A 14,872-nucleotide genomic window follows, 5' to 3' on the forward strand; every position below is an offset into this window, starting at 1 on the left:
CCTCAGGACGCCGCGGGGATGGTGCGCAGCCGCGCGGCGATCTCGTCGATCTCCTGCGGATAGCGGTCGGGGCCGACGGCGGCGGCATCGCTGGTCCAGGCGGCGAAGCGATTGAAGAGGGGGATGAAGGTCTCGATCTCCTCCGCCGTCCAGCCGGAGAGGAACTCGCCCATCACCAGGAACTTGAACCGTCGCACCGCATCGACGATGGCGGCGCCGCGGTCGGTCAGCTCGACGATGGTGCGCCGCGCATCCATCTGGCTGACGGTACGATGCGCCAGCCCCTTGGCGATCAGCTCGCTCACCTGCCGCGAGGCGCGGGAGGGGTCGATCCTGAGCCTCGTGGCGATGGTCGAGACCATGGTTTCGGGCTCTTCCTCGCAGCCGAATTCCTTGCCTGGCGCGTCGGTCGCCATCAGCACGTCAAGCTGGGCGAGGTCGATTTCCGCCTCCAGCCCCAGCGCCTTCAGCGCGGCGATGCCCAGTTCCCGCTTGTTCACGCGGCGGCGCCAGCGTTGCAGCGTCGCGTCGATCTCCAGCGCTGCTCGGGTGATGTCTCGGTCGATTCCGGCGCCTTCCAGAAAGTTCGCCAGGGCCTCATTGCGCTCGGCTATCGGTCTGTCCTCCAGATCGGGACCCGCGCGATACGGGTCATGAGGTGCAATTACATGTCATTGACATGTAATTGCAAGTTGCACATATATGCCTTCAACAAACAAGCGCAGGGCGATGCCGCCCCTGCCTGCGTGGCCTCCGCGCGAGAGGCCGTCGCCGCGCCGTTATTGAAGTTTCAAATCAAGGATTACCACGTGCCAGCCCCGACCCCAAGCCCGACCGAAGGACATGAGAGCGCCCGCATTCGTCTTGTGATCCTGGGGGCGGCCTCGGTGCTGTTCATCGCCTCGCTCGGGCAGACGGTGGTCACCACGGCATTGCCCTCGATCCTGAGCGATCTGGGCGGGCTGTCGCAGATCACCTGGGTGATCACCGCCTATCTGATGGCGGCGACCGTCGGCTCTCCGGTCTGCGGCAAGCTGGGCGATCTCTTCGGGCGCAAGGCGGTGCTTCAGGTGGGGATCGGCGTGTTCCTGTTGGGCTCGCTGATCTGCGCCCTGGCGCCGAGCCTCTGGGTGCTGGTGGCGGGGCGTGCGGTGCAGGGGCTGGGGGGCGGCGGGCTGATCGTGGTGTCGATGGCCGCGGTCGCCGATGCGGTGCCGCCGCGTCAGCGCGGGCGCTATCAGGGCATGCTGGGCAGCGTCTTTGGCGTCTCGACCGTGATCGGGCCCCTGGCCGGCGGCTTCATCGTCCAGCACGCGCCCTGGCAATGGCTGTTCCTGATGAACCTGCCGCTGGGGCTGGCCGCGCTGGTGACGCTGACGATCTGCCTGCCCTCGGCGGGGCCGCGCGGCAAGCCGTCGATCGACTTTCTCGGCGCCGGAAGCCTGGCGCTCGTGCTGTCGCTCGCCGTCATCACCGCCAGTCTCGGCGGCAGCACCTTTGCCTGGACCAGCCCCGAAATGATGGGGCTTTTGGCCGCCGTCCTGTTGGCCCTGGTCCTGTTCATCTTCATCGAGACCCGCGCGGCGGAGCCGATCCTGCCGCTGCGCCTGTTCCGCATCAACAACTTCGTGGTCTCCAATACCGTCGGGCTGATCGTCGGCACTGCCATGTTCGGCACCATCACCTTCGTGCCCTTCTTCATGCAGGTGGTGAAGGGGATGTCGCCGGCGCTGTCGGGGATGTTCACCTTTCCGATGATGCTGGGGATCATCGCCTCGTCCTTCGCGGCGGGGCAGACGATGATGCGCACCGGGCACTACCGGCTGCTGCCGGTGTTCTCGACGCTGTTGCTGATGCTGGCGATGGCGTCGCTGGCCTTGGCCACGGGGGAGACGCCGAACTGGCGCATCGCGCTGTCGATGGTGCTGGCCGGGGTCGGCATCGGCCCGGTGATGGGCGTCAGCGTCGCCGCCATTCAGAACGCCGTGCCGTTCAACATGGTCGGCATCGGCACCGCCAGCGCCAATATGTTCCGGCTGATCGGTGGGTCGATCGGCACCGCCATCTTCGGCGCCATCTTTGCCACCGGGCTGTCGCGTCAGCTTGGCAGTGCGTTGGGCGGCATGAACCCCCGGGCGCTGAGCAACGAGATGATCGCCGCGATGGAGCCCGGGCTGCGCGAAACCGTCACCCATGGCATTGCCATGGCGCTGCACCCGGTTTTCTGGATCGCGGCGGGCATGGCGGTCATCGCCTGCCTGATCTCGCTTCTGATGGTCGAACGGCCGCTGGATGCGCGGGTGCCGCTGCCGAAGGAAACCGCGCCGGCGGAATGATCCGGGCGGCGCGGCGCTTTCGGGAGCTAGCGGATGATCTCGGTCTCGCGCACGAAGAGGTTGTCCCAGGCGCGGTCGATCAGCTCGGGCGTCATCTGATAGGGGATGCCCTCGAACTCGCAGATGGCGATCATCTGGTCGATCAGGAAGACCGGCTGATAGTTGGCATAGACGTTGTCGATCTGCGGATACTTCTCCTTCAGCAGATAGATCAGCGCCTGTTCGTCCAGCGGCATGCCCTTCTTGCGGGCGACCAGGGCGAAGATCTTCAGGAAATCCTGCTGGCTGGGCCCGTCGATCAGGATCTTGAAGAAAATCCGTCTGAGCGCCGCCTTGTCGAAGATCTCGTTCGGATGGAAGTTGGTCGAGAAGATCACCAGCGTGTCGAAAGGCACCTCGAACTTCTCGCCCGATTGCAGGCCGAGGATGTCCTTGCTTTCCTCCAGGGGCACGATCCAGCGGTTGATCAGCGCCTGCGGCGGTTCCGCCTGGCGGCCGAGGTCGTCGACGATGAAGATGCCGCCGGTGGATTTCAGCTGCAGCGGCGCCTGATAGGTGCGCGCGGTCGGATTATAGACCAGATCGAGCATCGACAGCGACAGCTCGCCCCCCGTCACCACGGTGGGGCGTTCGCATTTGACATAGCGCGCGTCGAACCGTTTGGCTCGGCGCAGGCGGGTCGGATCCTCGGGTTCGGCCATGATCTCGCTATGCACGATCGGGTCATAGACGGTGATCACCTGGCCGGAATATTCGATCGCGCGGGGGACGAAGATATGATCCCCCAGCGCCTTGCGGATGCCGTTCGAGATCGAGGATTTGCCGTTGCCGGGCGGGCCGTACATCAGGATCGACCGGCCGGCGCTGACCGCCGGCCCTAAGTGGTCGAGCAGGCTTTGGGGCAGGATCAGATCGCCCATCGCCTTGGTGAGCTGGGCTCGCGTCACCTGAATGTTGCGGATCGACTGGCGTTTGACCTGCTGCTCATAGACCTGCAGCGGCACCGGCATGGCACCGAAATATTCCGATTGCGCCAGCGCATCGAGCGCGCGGGCCTTGCCCACCTCGGTGAGCTGATAGCCCATCTCGCCGCCCGGCCCGGCGTTGAGCGCCCCCGTCACCTCAAGCAGCCGCTGGTTGCGGGCAAGGTCGATCAGCTCCTGGGTGATCTGTACCGGCAGGCACAGCGCCTCTGCGGTTGCCGCGACGGTCTCGGTATTCTTGCGGAAGATCGTCTTCAGCAGGATGTCCCGCATCATCACCATGGGAAGCTGCATCTCGGCCAGCGACCGGGGCGCGGGCGGGGCAAGATCGGGGGCGGATGGCATGTTCATGCGGCGGGCCTTCGGACGTGCGGAAAGGGGGCTGCAGCCCCGGTTTGCCGTGAGGGTGGCGCGGCAATGTGGCAGTTCCGGGGCAAAGCCGCGGCCAAAGCCGGTCTCAGGCGCCGTAGATCGCGCCGAGGATCAGATAGAGCGCCAGCGTGCTGCCCAGTGACAGGCCCATGGGGAATTTCCTGCCCGCCGACCAGCTTTTCCAGCCCGGCGCGATCCGGCGGAGCGGGGTGTATTTCACCATCCGATGGGTGGCGAAGGCCGCCAGCAGGTTGGCGGCGAAGAGCGCCAGCAACAGCCGCAGGTCGCCCGGCGCGATGAAGGGGGCGGCGGCGGCGGCGAATTTCGCATCGCCCGCGCCCATGCCCCCGGCCGAGGCCAGCACGAAGCCCACCACCAGAACCCCGAGCATCTGCAACAGCCGCAGCCCATAGACCGGCAGGGGCAGGGCGATCAGCCCGATCAGCAGGAAGACCGCCGCCAGCGCCAGCACCGCCTGATTGGTGATCCGCATCTGGCTGAGATCGGTGAAGCAGACATAGAAGCAGATCGGCAGGACGAAGGGCAGGAACCAGATCGCCGCCACGGTCGTGATGGCCATGGGCTCAGGCGGCCTCCAGCGCGTTCAGCGACCGAACGGCTTCCTCGAAATACTGCGGATGGGTGTCGATCGCCTCGCGCAGCAGCGCCTTGCCGGTGTTCACGTCGCCCTGTTTCACCGCCGACAGCGCCATGGTGTAGAGAAGCTGCGCCTTTTCGGTCTGATCCATCGGGATCACCGGCAGGGAATAATTGTGCTGCGCGCCACGGGCCAGGATCAGGTTGTTCTTCGAGGTGAACAGCGTCGGATCCTGGCGGATCGCATCGGCGAACAACCGTTCGGCCCCGGCGTAATCGCCCCGGCTCAGCTTGGAATAGCCCCAGTTGTTCATCACCCCGGCCGGCGTCGTGGTCATGCCGACCGCGATCTCATAGAAGCTGTCGGCGCGTTTCCATTCGCGGTTGGCATCGGCCACCATCGCTTCGAGCCGGTAGCGTTTGAAGCTCTCATAGGTCGGCGGCACGCTGTCGAGAGTCTTCTTGGCGCGATCCCAGTCGCCGACACGGATCAGCGCGTCGGCGTAATCGACCTTGTCCTCGGCGGTGGAGCCGGGCATGGCGACGACCTCGCCCCATTCTGTCGCGGCTTCGGTATTGCGCTTGGCACGGATCAGCGATTGCGCCAGACCGCGCTGCAGGTCGATCCGGTCGGGGCTCTGCTTCAGGGTGCGGGCAAAGTAATCGACCGCCTCATTGGGATCGGCGACCGTCAGCATGACCTCGTTCAGGTTGCTGGCATCGACGACGTTGACCTCTTGAAAGGCCCGTTCGACGGTTTCCTTGCCGTCGTCGGCACAGCCGGCCAGGGCAAGGCCTGTCGCCAGACCTGCCGGAATCAGGAAAAGCTGGCGCATGGGCTGCGTCCTTATACTGCTCTCGCCTCGATCATGGTGTCGTTCGGAGCAGATATTCGCTGCGGCCCCGTCGCACCAATTTATAGTCTTGGTTTTGCGGATCAGTATTAACAGAATTTTCCGATTTTGCGAGGGCCAAGCGCAGATTGTCCCGGATTGCGTCACTTTCGCCATTGTCCAGCGCATAGGCCCGGCGGAAAATCTCGGTCGCCTCGCCGGTCTTGCCGCGCTCCATCAGCACCACGCCCAGGTTGTTCCAGGCCTCGGGCCAGTCGGGGGCCTCCTTGACGGCGCGGCGCAGAATCTGCTCCGCCTGACCCAGCCGGCCGAGCCCGAGATTGGCGGTGCCGAGGCCGGTGAGGATATCGGCGCTCATCCCGTCTTGCAGCGCGGCGCGGGTGAAGGCGTCGATCGCAAGATCATATTGCCCGGCAGCCATCAGCCGGTGAGCGACGTCGAGCTCATTGGCGCCGGTGGCGCGGTGATTGACGCCGGGAGCATAGGGGCTGTCCTTGGGGGCGGAGATCCGGTCGGGACCGCAGGCCGCGACCACCGTCAGTGCGACAATGGCCCAGATCGCCTTGCGTGCCGCCATGATCCCCGCCAAAGCGGGCGCTGGCATCGTGTCAGTTGCCCATATTGCCCAGATCCATGATGCCTCTGACCGAGGGGCCGACCAGGATGATCAGCAGCGGCGGCACCGTCAGCATCATTGTGGCAAGCGTCATCTTGGTTGGCAACTTGTTTGCTGCCTCTTCCGCCCGCATCACGCGCTTGTCGCGCATCTCGCTGGCATAGACGCGCAGCGCCTCGGCGATCGAGGTGCCGAAGGTCGCCGACTGGATCATCACCGTCACGAAGGAGGAGACATCCGGCACGCCGCAGCGGGTGCCCATGTCGCGCAGCACCCGGTCCTTGTCCTTGCCGGCCTTCATCTCGTAGGCGACGATTTCGAATTCCGAGGCGAGCGCCGGATAGGAGGCGGTCAGCTCATTGGCGACGCGGACGATGGACTGGTCGAGCGATTGGCCCGCCTCGACGCAGACCAGCATCATGTCGAGCGAATCCGGAAAACCGGCGGCGATCTCTTCCTTGCGTTCGGCGACGCGCCGGGTGATCCAGTATTTCGGCAGCAGATAGCCCACCGCGCCAGGGCCGATCACATAGATCACCAATTGCTGGCTGGTCAGCCCGCCGGCATCGTTTTTCAGCGACAGCACATAGAGAAAGCCCAACAGCAGCCCCAGAAGACCCAGCGCGAACTGGGCGAAATGAAAGAAGCGCACCGCATCCTTGGACCGATAGCCGGCCTGGCGCATCTTGAGCTGCATCGCCGAAAGTTCCTCGGCGTCCTTGGGTTCGAGGAAGGTGGCGAACCGCTCCAGCTTCTCGTTGCGGCCACGTTGGCGAAGCTGTTCCTTCTTTTCGGTCTTCCTGCTTTCCACTTGGCTGCGCTGCAGCTTCTTCAGCGGATCCTCGGGCTGGTTCATCAGCAGCGCCACGGTCAGCAGGATCAGGAAAACCCCAAGCCCGCCCATGGCGATCAGCGGCCCGAAGGGGCCGAGCTGGCTGGTCAGGATATCGTTGATCGTGTCGAGAAAGCCCATGGCGGTCACACCTTGATATTGGTCAGCACCCGCATGACGATCAGGTTCAGCCCCAGCAGGATGCCGACGACGAAACAGGCGGGGATGAAAAGCGGGTGGTCGATCACGCCGTCATAGTAATTCGGGCTCTTGATCAGGATCAGCAGCAGGCAGACCAGCGGAAAGGCCGACAGGAACTTGCCCGACCACTGCGCCTCGGCGGTGATCGCCTTGACCCGGCGGAACAGGCGGAAGCGGGCGCGGATCACCTTGGCCAGGCCGCCCAGAACCTCGGCCAGGTTGCCGCCCGATTGCTGCTGGATCGCCACCGCCACGGCGAGGAACCGCAAATCCTGCATGCCAAGCCGTTCGGCCATGTCCTTCAGCGCGTCGCTGATGTCGCGACCATAGGCGGCCTCATCGGCGATGATGCCGAATTCGGTGGCAAGCGGATCGTCAACCTCTTTCGCCACGATCTGGATTGCCGAAGAGAACGGGTGCCCGACCTTGAGCGACCGCACCATCAGTTCGATGGCGTCGGGCAATTGTTCCTCGATCAGCCCCATGCGCTTCTTGGCCTTGTGGTTGATCCAGAAATAGACGCCGCCGACCCCGATCCCGACCGAGGCGATCAGCCGGATCGCCAGCCCGGTGCCGGTGCCGACGGTGAGGCCGACATAGGCTATCAGCGCCAGCCCGATCATCAGCATCACGAGCTGACGCGGGGTGAAGGCGATCGCCGCCTTCTGCGCCTTGTCGGCCAGCAGGGAATAGAGCGGGATCGACTGCGACTTCATATGCTGGTGCATCTCCTTGCGGAGCTGCTCCAGCACCTGTTCGCGCCCGGCACCCTTTTCCAACATGTCGAGCCGGCGGTTCATCCGGCTGTTCAGGCTGATCGAGCGCCCGAAGGATACGAGATAGATCCCTTCGACCAGCACCACCACGCCGATGAAGATCAGCACATAGATGATCGCCTCAATGCCGAACTGCATCAGCGGACCTCCAGGGTGGTGGGATCATAGATCGAGGCCGGCAGATCATAGCCCCACATCCGGAAGCGTTCGGAAAAGTGGCTGCGCACGCCGGTGCCGGTGAAATGGCCGATGATCTTGTTGTCTGGGGTCAGGCCGACGCGCTGATAGCGGAAGATCTCCTGCATCGAGATCACGTCGCCCTCCATCCCGGTGATCTCGGTGATCGAAACCATCCGGCGCGAGCCGTCCTGCAACCGGCTGGTCTGCACGATCAGATGGACCGCGCTGGCGATCTGGCTGCGCAGCGCCTTGATCGGCATCTCGATCCCGGCCATGGCGATCATGTTCTCAAGCCGGCTGACCGCGTCGCGGGCCGAGTTGGCGTGGATCGTGGTCATCGACCCGTCATGGCCGGTGTTCATCGCCTGCAGCATGTCGATGACTTCCTGGCCGCGGGTTTCGCCGACGATGATGCGGTCGGGGCGCATCCGCAGGGCGTTCTTCAGGCAGTCGCGCGCGGTGACCTCGCCCTTGCCCTCGACGTTGGGGGGGCGGCTTTCCATCCGGCCGACATGAACCTGCTGGAGCTGGAGTTCCGCAGTATCCTCGATCGTCAGGATGCGTTCGGAATTGTCGATGAAGGAGGAGAGCGCGTTGAGCGTGGTGGTCTTGCCCGAACCGGTCCCGCCCGAGACGATGACGTTCAGCCGAGTGGCGACGGCGGCCTGGAGATAGGCCGCCATCTCCTCGGTGAAGGCGCCGAAATTGACCAGCTCGTCGATGCTGAGCTTGTCTTTCTTGAACTTCCGGATCGAGACCAGCGAACCATCGACCGCGATGGGGGGCACCATGGCGTTGAAGCGTGATCCGTCGGCAAGGCGGGCGTCGACGTAGGGGGTCGATTCATCTACCCGCCGCCCCACTGCCGAGACGATCTTGTCGATGATCCGGAGAAGATGGCGTTCATCCTTGAAGGTCACGTCGCTGAGTTGCAGCTTGCCATTTCGTTCGACAAAGACCTGATGCGGCCCGTTGACCAGGATGTCGCTGATGGTGTCGTCCTGCAACAGCGTCTCCAGCGGGCCCAGGCCGGTGACCTCGTCGTAGAGCTCCTTGTTGAGGGTCTGGCGATCCTCGCGGTTCAGAACGATGTTCTTCTCGGTCAGGATTTCGGTCGAGATGGCGCTGATCTCGTTGCGCAGCTCGGCTTCCGAGGCGTGTTCCAGCGCCGAGAGATTGAGGTTGTCCAGCAGCGCGCGGTGCAGCTCCAGCTTGATCTCGCCCAACCGTTCCTTGCGCTTGCGGTCACGATCCTGCGGCGCCGTCTGGGCCGGGCTGGCCGGCATCGGCTTGCGCAGCCGCGCATGGGGGGCGGGGGCCGGCGTGACCGGCTCGGTCGCTGGCTTGGGCTGTGGTGGTTGCGGCACGCGCGTCACCCGGCTGCCAACCGGCTTGGCGCCGTTTTCGGTGGCTTTCTTGAATTTCGAAAACATCGCTTCGCCCCCTTGTCGGCTCAGGCCGCCTCAGCTTCGTTGCGCCCGAGATCGTGCAGCGATCGGGCAAGCTTGGAGATTTCCTTGCGCAGCGGGTTCTTGCCGCAGGCTGAGGACAACGGCAGCCCGTGATCGCAGGCCTGGGTCACCGGCTTGCCGCCGTCGGGAAGCTGCAGGTCGATGGAAATGCCCAAGGATTCCGCCAGCCGCTTGACCCGGCTCTTGCCGGTGAGGTCGGTGAACTTCGGGGCGCGGTTCAGCACGAAACGCAGCTTGTTGAACGGCAGGTCTTCGGATTCGTAAGCCCGCTTCAGGCGCAGGGTGTTCTGCGCCGACCGCATGTCGAGTTCGATCAGCGCGAAATAGACATGCGCCGCCTGCAGCGCGGTTTCCGACCATTGGATCAATGTCCTCGGCATGTCGATCACCACATAGTCGAAATGCTTGCGGGCCATGCTGATGATCCGCTGCACGTCTTCGGGGCTGATCAGCTCCATCGGCACCATGTCGGCGGGCGCGGTCAGCACATGCAGCTTGTCCTCGAAATGCAGCAGCGCCTGGCTGAACATGTCGTCATCGAGCGCCTGAGTATCAGACAACAGGTCAAAGACGATGTCGCGCCGCGGCAGGTCCAGATAGGTGGCGACCGCGCCATATTGCAGATCAAGGTCAAGCAGGCAGACGCCGGGAGAGTCCTTGCCGTTGATATTGGCCAGTTCCCAGGCGAGGTTGACCGCAAATGTGGTCGAGCCGATCCCGCCGGCGACCCCATGCACCACGATCACCGCGCCCTCCTTGGATTGGCCGGTCTTCAGCGGTCTGGCCTGTTGCGGTGCGGCCGGGGCAGGGGCTGCTTTCAGCCCCTTGATCCGTTCGATGGCGGCCTGGAGTTCGTTCTCCGGCAGCGGGTAGGGGACGAATTCGTCGGCGCCCTTGCGCAGAAGCTGATGCAGCGAGGCCGGGGTGACATCCTCGGCGATCAGGATGACATTGATGTCGTGCGCCTTCGCCTGGGTGATGATCTCGCCCAGAAGGACCAGGTTGCCTTCATCGGAACTGTCGATCGCCAGCGCCACGAACTCCAGCGTCTCCGCTTCTGGCTGGTTGAAGAAGGCCAAGGCCTCGGCAAAGCCGAGATCGCCCCAAGCCTCGCCCAGGGCGGCTTCCATGTCTTCGATCAGAAGATCGAAATTTTGCACGTCTCTGCTGATCGTGCAGGCCGTGATCGGGGCGAGTTCGGTTTGCGGCATTGCGCTGCTCATTGCCTTCAATCCTCTGTTTTGAGGGCGGGCGAGCGCGCTGGTGGCGCAGGGACATAACCGCGCCATGTCAGCATCGCCCGGCCCCCACGCGACTCGGGTAAGTCGCCTGTCCGCTAATTTGGGTTAATGTGTTCGACAATCTAGGCGAGATTGGGGCCAAAATTCCCCAATTGTAGGGAAGACGGGAACGATGCGCCGCAACGGGCCGGGGCGTTATTCCGTCAGGGCCGACTGGACCTGTGACACATCCGATTGCGGCTTGCCGCTGACCTGGTATTCCCGATAGACGACGGCGGCATATTTCCCGTCCATCAGCGAGGGATGCCGTTCGAGAAAGCCCGACACCTCGGTCACGGTGCGGCGGTTGCGGCGGTCGCGGTCCGGGGTGGGGATCAGCGGCTGTGTCTTGCCGAAGGAGACCACCCCTTCCAGACGCGCCCGCTCAACCCCGCGTGAGACCAGATAGGCGACCACGGCATTGGCGCGGCGTTGTCCCAGGCGGCGGTTGTAAGCCTCGGTGCCGACCGCGTCGGTATGGCCGTAGACGCGAAAGCGAACCTCGGGGAACTGTCGGATCCAGCTTGCCTGGCGGTCCAGCACCGCGCGCGCATCGGCGTCAAGCTGGGCGCTGTCGAAGGCGAAGGTGATGGTGGTGGGCACCTCTGTGGCGAAGCGGTTGGCGAGGCTGACGACATAGTCGCGCTCGCCGTTCATCACTTGGGTGTTGTTGCGCGTCGCGTCGCCGAAGGCGTTGTCCTCGACCTGGGCGCCGGCCTCGCGCAGAAAGCTGCCGGGCACCGGCCCGCCGGTCTCGCTGCAGCCGGCCAGCGCCAGCGCCATCCCGAGACCGGTCATCAGCTTGTGCATCCGCGCCATCCTCAGCCTCAGTCCATCACATAGCCATAGGAGCCGCTGAAGTCCTGCTTGGCGACTTCGCCGGCGGCGCCGCGGGGCAGTTTCTTGCTGGCGCTGGTGCGGCCGAACAGGAACAGGTCGCTTTCGGTGGGCGGTTTGATCCGGTCGGTGGGCAGGGCCAGCGCCTCGCCCCGGGTGGGGGTGACCAGATGCGCGGTGACGATGATCACCAGTTCGGTCTGACTGCGCTTGTAATCGGCGCTGCGGAACAGGCTGCCCAGCACTGGCACATCGCCCAGCCAGGGCAGCTGCGAGGCATTGTCGAGGAAATCGTCCTGCATCAGCCCGGCGATGGCAAAGCTGTCGCCGTCGCGCATCTCGACCGTGGTGGAGGTCTCGCGACGGGAAAAGGCGTTGACGTCAAAGCCGTTGACGCTGACGCTGTTCGAACTGTCGATGGCAGAGACCGCAGCCTTCAGTTCGAGGTTGATCAGATCGCTGTCGACCACCCGCGGGGTAAAGGCCAGCTCGATGCCGAAGGGTTTGTATTCGATCGAATAGACCCCATCGGCCTGGGCCACCGGGATCGGATATTCGCCACCGGCGAGAAATTTCGCCTCCTGTCCGGACAGGGCGGAGAGGTTGGGTTCGGCCAGGGTGCGGACGACGCCCTTCTGCTCCAACGCCTCGAGCAGCAGGTTGACCTGGAAGGCACCGGCATTGAAGCCGAAGACCACGGCGCCGACATTTTCGTTGCTGGCGGGAATCTTGCCGGCCAGCGATCGTCTGAGCGCGGGCTGGTTGTTCAACGTGCCAGTGCCGCCGGCCACGCCGAAATTGCTGCCGCCCGATATCCCGAGCGAGGAGCTGAGCGATTTCGACACGCTGCGCTGCATCTCGGCGAAGCGAACCTTCAGCATGACCTGCTGTACGCCGCTGACGCTCATCAGATTTGACACCCGATCAGGGGCATAGCGTTCGGCCAGATCAAGCGCCCGCTGCAGTTTCTGCGCGCTGGAGGCAGTGCCGGACAGCACGATGCCGTCATTGGCGGTGCGCACCTCGATCTTCTCGCCGGGGAGGATTTGGCGCAGGCGTTCCTTGAATTCGGTCACATCGGCGGCGACCTTGACGTCGACATTGGTGATCAGCCGCCCCGAGCCGTCGAGCAGGGTCAGCGTGGTCAGCCCGGGCGATTTGCCCAGCACATAGATGGTCCGGTCGGACAGCGAGGAGATATCGGCGATCCCGGGGTTGGCGATGCTGAGTTCGGCAAAGGGCACATCGCTTTCAACCACGACGGCGCGGTTCATCGGCACATCGAGCGTCGAGGTGGTGCCCTTTTTCACGATGCGCAGAATGTCATTGCTTTGGGCGATGGCTCCGGTGGGGGCCGCCATGAACAAAGCCACTCCGATCAGCGCCGCGGCTGTCGAAAGTTTCCTTGTCCATCGGTTCTTAGCCATGTGACCTGCCTCTCGGATCACGCCTCTGATGCCAGGTCTTCTTGCCCGACTATCGAAACAGTCTGCGTCACGGGGGGATTTTTTTCAAGAATCAAAGATTTCCGGACGCTTCTTTATATGGGAAATCTTTGTGTTGGGAATGCGCAATGCCCCGGCGTGGCCGGGGCCGCGGGCAAAAGGGGCCTGTGGGCCTCAGTTGGTGCAGGGGATCGGGATTTCCACCACTTCCGACCCGCGGCGGGTGCGGATGGTGCAGACCTCGGGTTTCGTCTCCTCGAACCGCGGTTTGAGCACGTCCAACCCCAGCAGTGCGCGCTGATCCACCTCGATCGGCTGGGCGACGGTATCGTCGCCCGCGCCGACCAGGGCCAGCGACAGCTTGCCGCTGCTTTGCGCCTGGGCCAGGGCGGCAACCTGTTCGGGCAGGACCGAGACGGTGACGGTGCGGGCGATGGTGGCGCCGCTGACATCGTCGCTGGCGGTCTGGTCGACGGCGATCAGTTGCACACGGGATTCGATCAGCCGGGTGATATCGCCGCGGCCGCCCTCGGTCGCACGGCCCGGGTCGCCGGTCCAATAGACATCGACACGGTCGCCGGGGCGCAGGAAGCCGGATACGCCGGTGGCGACATCGACGCGGATGGCGAAGGCGCGCATGCCGCGGGCAAGCTGCGAGGTGATGCCGGCATCCTCTCCGGGGCCGGTCACCTTGACCGCGAGGATGGCCTCGTCCTTCTCCATCGCCCGCAGCACGACGCGGGCGCGATCAGGTTGCGCGGGCACCAGAGCGTCAAGATCGGTGAAGGCGCCCTCGGGAACGGCCGCCTTGGGCCAGCGAACCTTGCGCACGTCCTTCTTGGTCAGGGGTTCGCCATAGCGCAGCGGGTGGCTGGCGACATAGACATCCGTCAGCGGCACGACCTCCTGATGCGTCGACCGCTCCGTCGCAAGCGCCTGCTGATAATCGGCGATGTAATTCTTGGCCATCATCACCGCGCCCCCCGCCAGGGCAACGCCGACGATCAGCACGAGACCGAAAATTGCACGCATGACAGGGCCTTTCTCTGCTGGCAGACGCCGGCGATGCCGGGCGGGGGCTTTCGCTTATATCCGGACAGGCGATTGTGGCGAATCCGGGGGGATGCAGGGGCGATCTCGGGGCAAGTTTCGCTGCGGATCAGGGGTCTTAGAACACGAAGTCCAAGGCGGCGATATAGTCGGCGACCTTATCACTCAGCTTTCCCGCCGAGTTCAGCAGCGGCGGCACCACCAGAATGACCAATACGGCGATGACCCCGGTCAGTATCAGCCAATCGACGGAGATCGCGCCATTTTCATCGCGCAGGAAAATCTTGAGCCGGTCGCGCATCGCGTTCTCGAAGTCTGGTGATCATGCCGAGATCGGGGCGCTTGGGTAATCGCAAGGAGCGCGATCCGCCCTAGGGGGGATGGGCCCGCGCTTGCGGCTCAGGCAATGTCTGATCGGTGATCGGAGGAAAGGCGGCTGTCCGAAGTGGAAAACGCCGCACCCCTGCGAGGGGTGCGGTATTGATTGGGCCGGGCTGGGATCACTTGCTAGCGCCTGCGATTGTCGGCACTTCGGTCCCGATCTTGGTGGCGACGGCATCAGACAGCGTTTTGGTGTTGTTGCCAATCGCGGTATAGGCGGCGCCGGCCAGGGCGACGACGGCGGCGGTGAGCACGACCCAGTCAACGGTCACGGCACCATATTCGCTTTCGCGGAATTTCTTGAACAGCTTGGTCATAGTTGGTCCCTCCATAGGATCACAAAAGGATGTCTGTTTGCCCCGCCATCCGACCGAACCTGTTCTCTCAAAGGCCCCGTCCGTCGCGGTATGGGAGGATATAGCCAACCGGACATGGCAGGATTGGGGCCAAAAGGCGGATTTTTCGGTTCATTCCCTTTCAAGGCGAGGGGATTTCTGCAACTCATTGAAAATGAAATGAAATTATTTTTGCTCCGTGCCGGGACTCCGGCCGGGGCGATGCAATTTGGCGTCAAGCCCATCAAAAATGCCCAAATTAAGGCGGAAATTGTGGCGTGAAGGGCGGTTTTCACCCAAGCTCGCAGGCAAGAACAAGAAACGG

The 14,872-nt window shown here is 63.9% G+C and carries 16 protein-coding genes; 2 read left to right on the plus strand and 14 right to left on the minus strand.

The window, feature by feature from the left end; genetic code table 11:
- Nucleotides 1–2: 2 nt before the first annotated feature.
- Entirely contained in the window at nt 3–500 is a 498-nt protein-coding gene (locus ACN0V4_RS01925) for a MarR family winged helix-turn-helix transcriptional regulator (RefSeq protein WP_417672821.1), read from the minus strand.
- Between the two features lie 309 nt (nt 501–809).
- Between ACN0V4_RS01925 and ACN0V4_RS01930 the strand changes: the two genes are divergently transcribed.
- Nucleotides 810–2,336, plus strand: coding sequence for an MDR family MFS transporter (locus ACN0V4_RS01930; protein ID WP_417672822.1), 1,527 nt, complete (start codon nt 810–812; stop codon nt 2,334–2,336).
- A 26-nt stretch (nt 2,337–2,362) separates the two neighbouring features.
- Here the strand turns inward: ACN0V4_RS01930 and ACN0V4_RS01935 are convergent, their stop codons facing one another.
- The 13 genes from ACN0V4_RS01935 to ACN0V4_RS01995 all read right to left on the minus strand — a co-directional run bounded on the left by ACN0V4_RS01935 (nt 2,363) and on the right by ACN0V4_RS01995 (nt 14,529).
- A complete protein-coding gene (locus ACN0V4_RS01935) occupies nt 2,363–3,670 on the minus strand; it encodes an ATPase (RefSeq protein ID WP_417672823.1) in 1,308 nt (435 codons plus the stop codon).
- Nucleotides 3,671–3,776: 106 nt separating this feature from the next.
- A complete protein-coding gene (locus ACN0V4_RS01940; protein WP_417672824.1) occupies nt 3,777–4,271 on the minus strand; it encodes a prepilin peptidase in 495 nt (164 codons plus the stop codon).
- A 4-nt stretch (nt 4,272–4,275) separates the two neighbouring features.
- Nucleotides 4,276–5,124 (minus strand): tetratricopeptide repeat protein, encoded by an 849-nt coding sequence (locus ACN0V4_RS01945; RefSeq protein WP_417672825.1) that lies wholly within the window; start codon nt 5,122–5,124, stop codon nt 4,276–4,278.
- A gap of 31 nt (nt 5,125–5,155) precedes the next feature.
- On the minus strand, nt 5,156–5,719 hold the full coding sequence (locus tag ACN0V4_RS01950) for a tetratricopeptide repeat protein (RefSeq protein WP_417672826.1): 564 nt from the start codon (nt 5,717–5,719) through the stop codon (nt 5,156–5,158).
- 31 nt (nt 5,720–5,750) lie between these two features.
- Nucleotides 5,751–6,731 carry a type II secretion system F family protein gene (locus ACN0V4_RS01955; RefSeq protein WP_417672827.1) on the minus strand — a complete coding sequence of 327 codons (981 nt, stop codon included), beginning with the start codon at nt 6,729–6,731 and terminating at the stop codon, nt 5,751–5,753.
- A gap of 5 nt (nt 6,732–6,736) precedes the next feature.
- Nucleotides 6,737–7,705: a type II secretion system F family protein gene (locus tag ACN0V4_RS01960; RefSeq protein WP_417672828.1), complete on the minus strand. Its 969-nt coding sequence runs from the start codon at nt 7,703–7,705 to the stop codon at nt 6,737–6,739.
- Entirely contained in the window at nt 7,705–9,180 is a 1,476-nt protein-coding gene (locus ACN0V4_RS01965; RefSeq protein ID WP_417672829.1) for an ATPase, T2SS/T4P/T4SS family, read from the minus strand. Before ACN0V4_RS01965 ends, ACN0V4_RS01960 begins: the two co-directional genes overlap by 1 nt.
- A gap of 20 nt (nt 9,181–9,200) precedes the next feature.
- Entirely contained in the window at nt 9,201–10,442 is a 1,242-nt protein-coding gene (locus ACN0V4_RS01970; RefSeq protein WP_417672830.1) for an AAA family ATPase, read from the minus strand.
- Between the two features lie 213 nt (nt 10,443–10,655).
- Nucleotides 10,656–11,309 (minus strand): OmpA family protein, encoded by a 654-nt coding sequence (locus ACN0V4_RS01975; RefSeq protein ID WP_417672831.1) that lies wholly within the window; start codon nt 11,307–11,309, stop codon nt 10,656–10,658.
- Between the two features lie 17 nt (nt 11,310–11,326).
- Nucleotides 11,327–12,763: a type II and III secretion system protein family protein gene (locus ACN0V4_RS01980; protein ID WP_417672832.1), complete on the minus strand. Its 1,437-nt coding sequence runs from the start codon at nt 12,761–12,763 to the stop codon at nt 11,327–11,329.
- A 192-nt stretch (nt 12,764–12,955) separates the two neighbouring features.
- Entirely contained in the window at nt 12,956–13,813 is an 858-nt protein-coding gene (gene cpaB / locus ACN0V4_RS01985) for a Flp pilus assembly protein CpaB (RefSeq protein WP_417672833.1), read from the minus strand.
- A gap of 136 nt (nt 13,814–13,949) precedes the next feature.
- A complete protein-coding gene (locus ACN0V4_RS01990) occupies nt 13,950–14,132 on the minus strand; it encodes a hypothetical protein (RefSeq protein WP_417672834.1) in 183 nt (60 codons plus the stop codon).
- 199 nt (nt 14,133–14,331) lie between these two features.
- Nucleotides 14,332–14,529: a hypothetical protein gene (locus tag ACN0V4_RS01995; protein ID WP_417672835.1), complete on the minus strand. Its 198-nt coding sequence runs from the start codon at nt 14,527–14,529 to the stop codon at nt 14,332–14,334.
- Between the two features lie 114 nt (nt 14,530–14,643).
- Here ACN0V4_RS01995 and ACN0V4_RS02000 point away from each other — a divergent pair, with 114 nt between their 5' ends.
- Nucleotides 14,644–14,829: a hypothetical protein gene (locus ACN0V4_RS02000; protein WP_417672836.1), complete on the plus strand. Its 186-nt coding sequence runs from the start codon at nt 14,644–14,646 to the stop codon at nt 14,827–14,829.
- The last annotated feature ends 43 nt before the right edge of the window (nt 14,830–14,872 follow it).

Origin of the sequence: Pseudodonghicola sp., assembly GCF_048268305.1 — a bacterium.
Lineage (GTDB): Bacteria > Pseudomonadota > Alphaproteobacteria > Rhodobacterales > Rhodobacteraceae > Pseudodonghicola.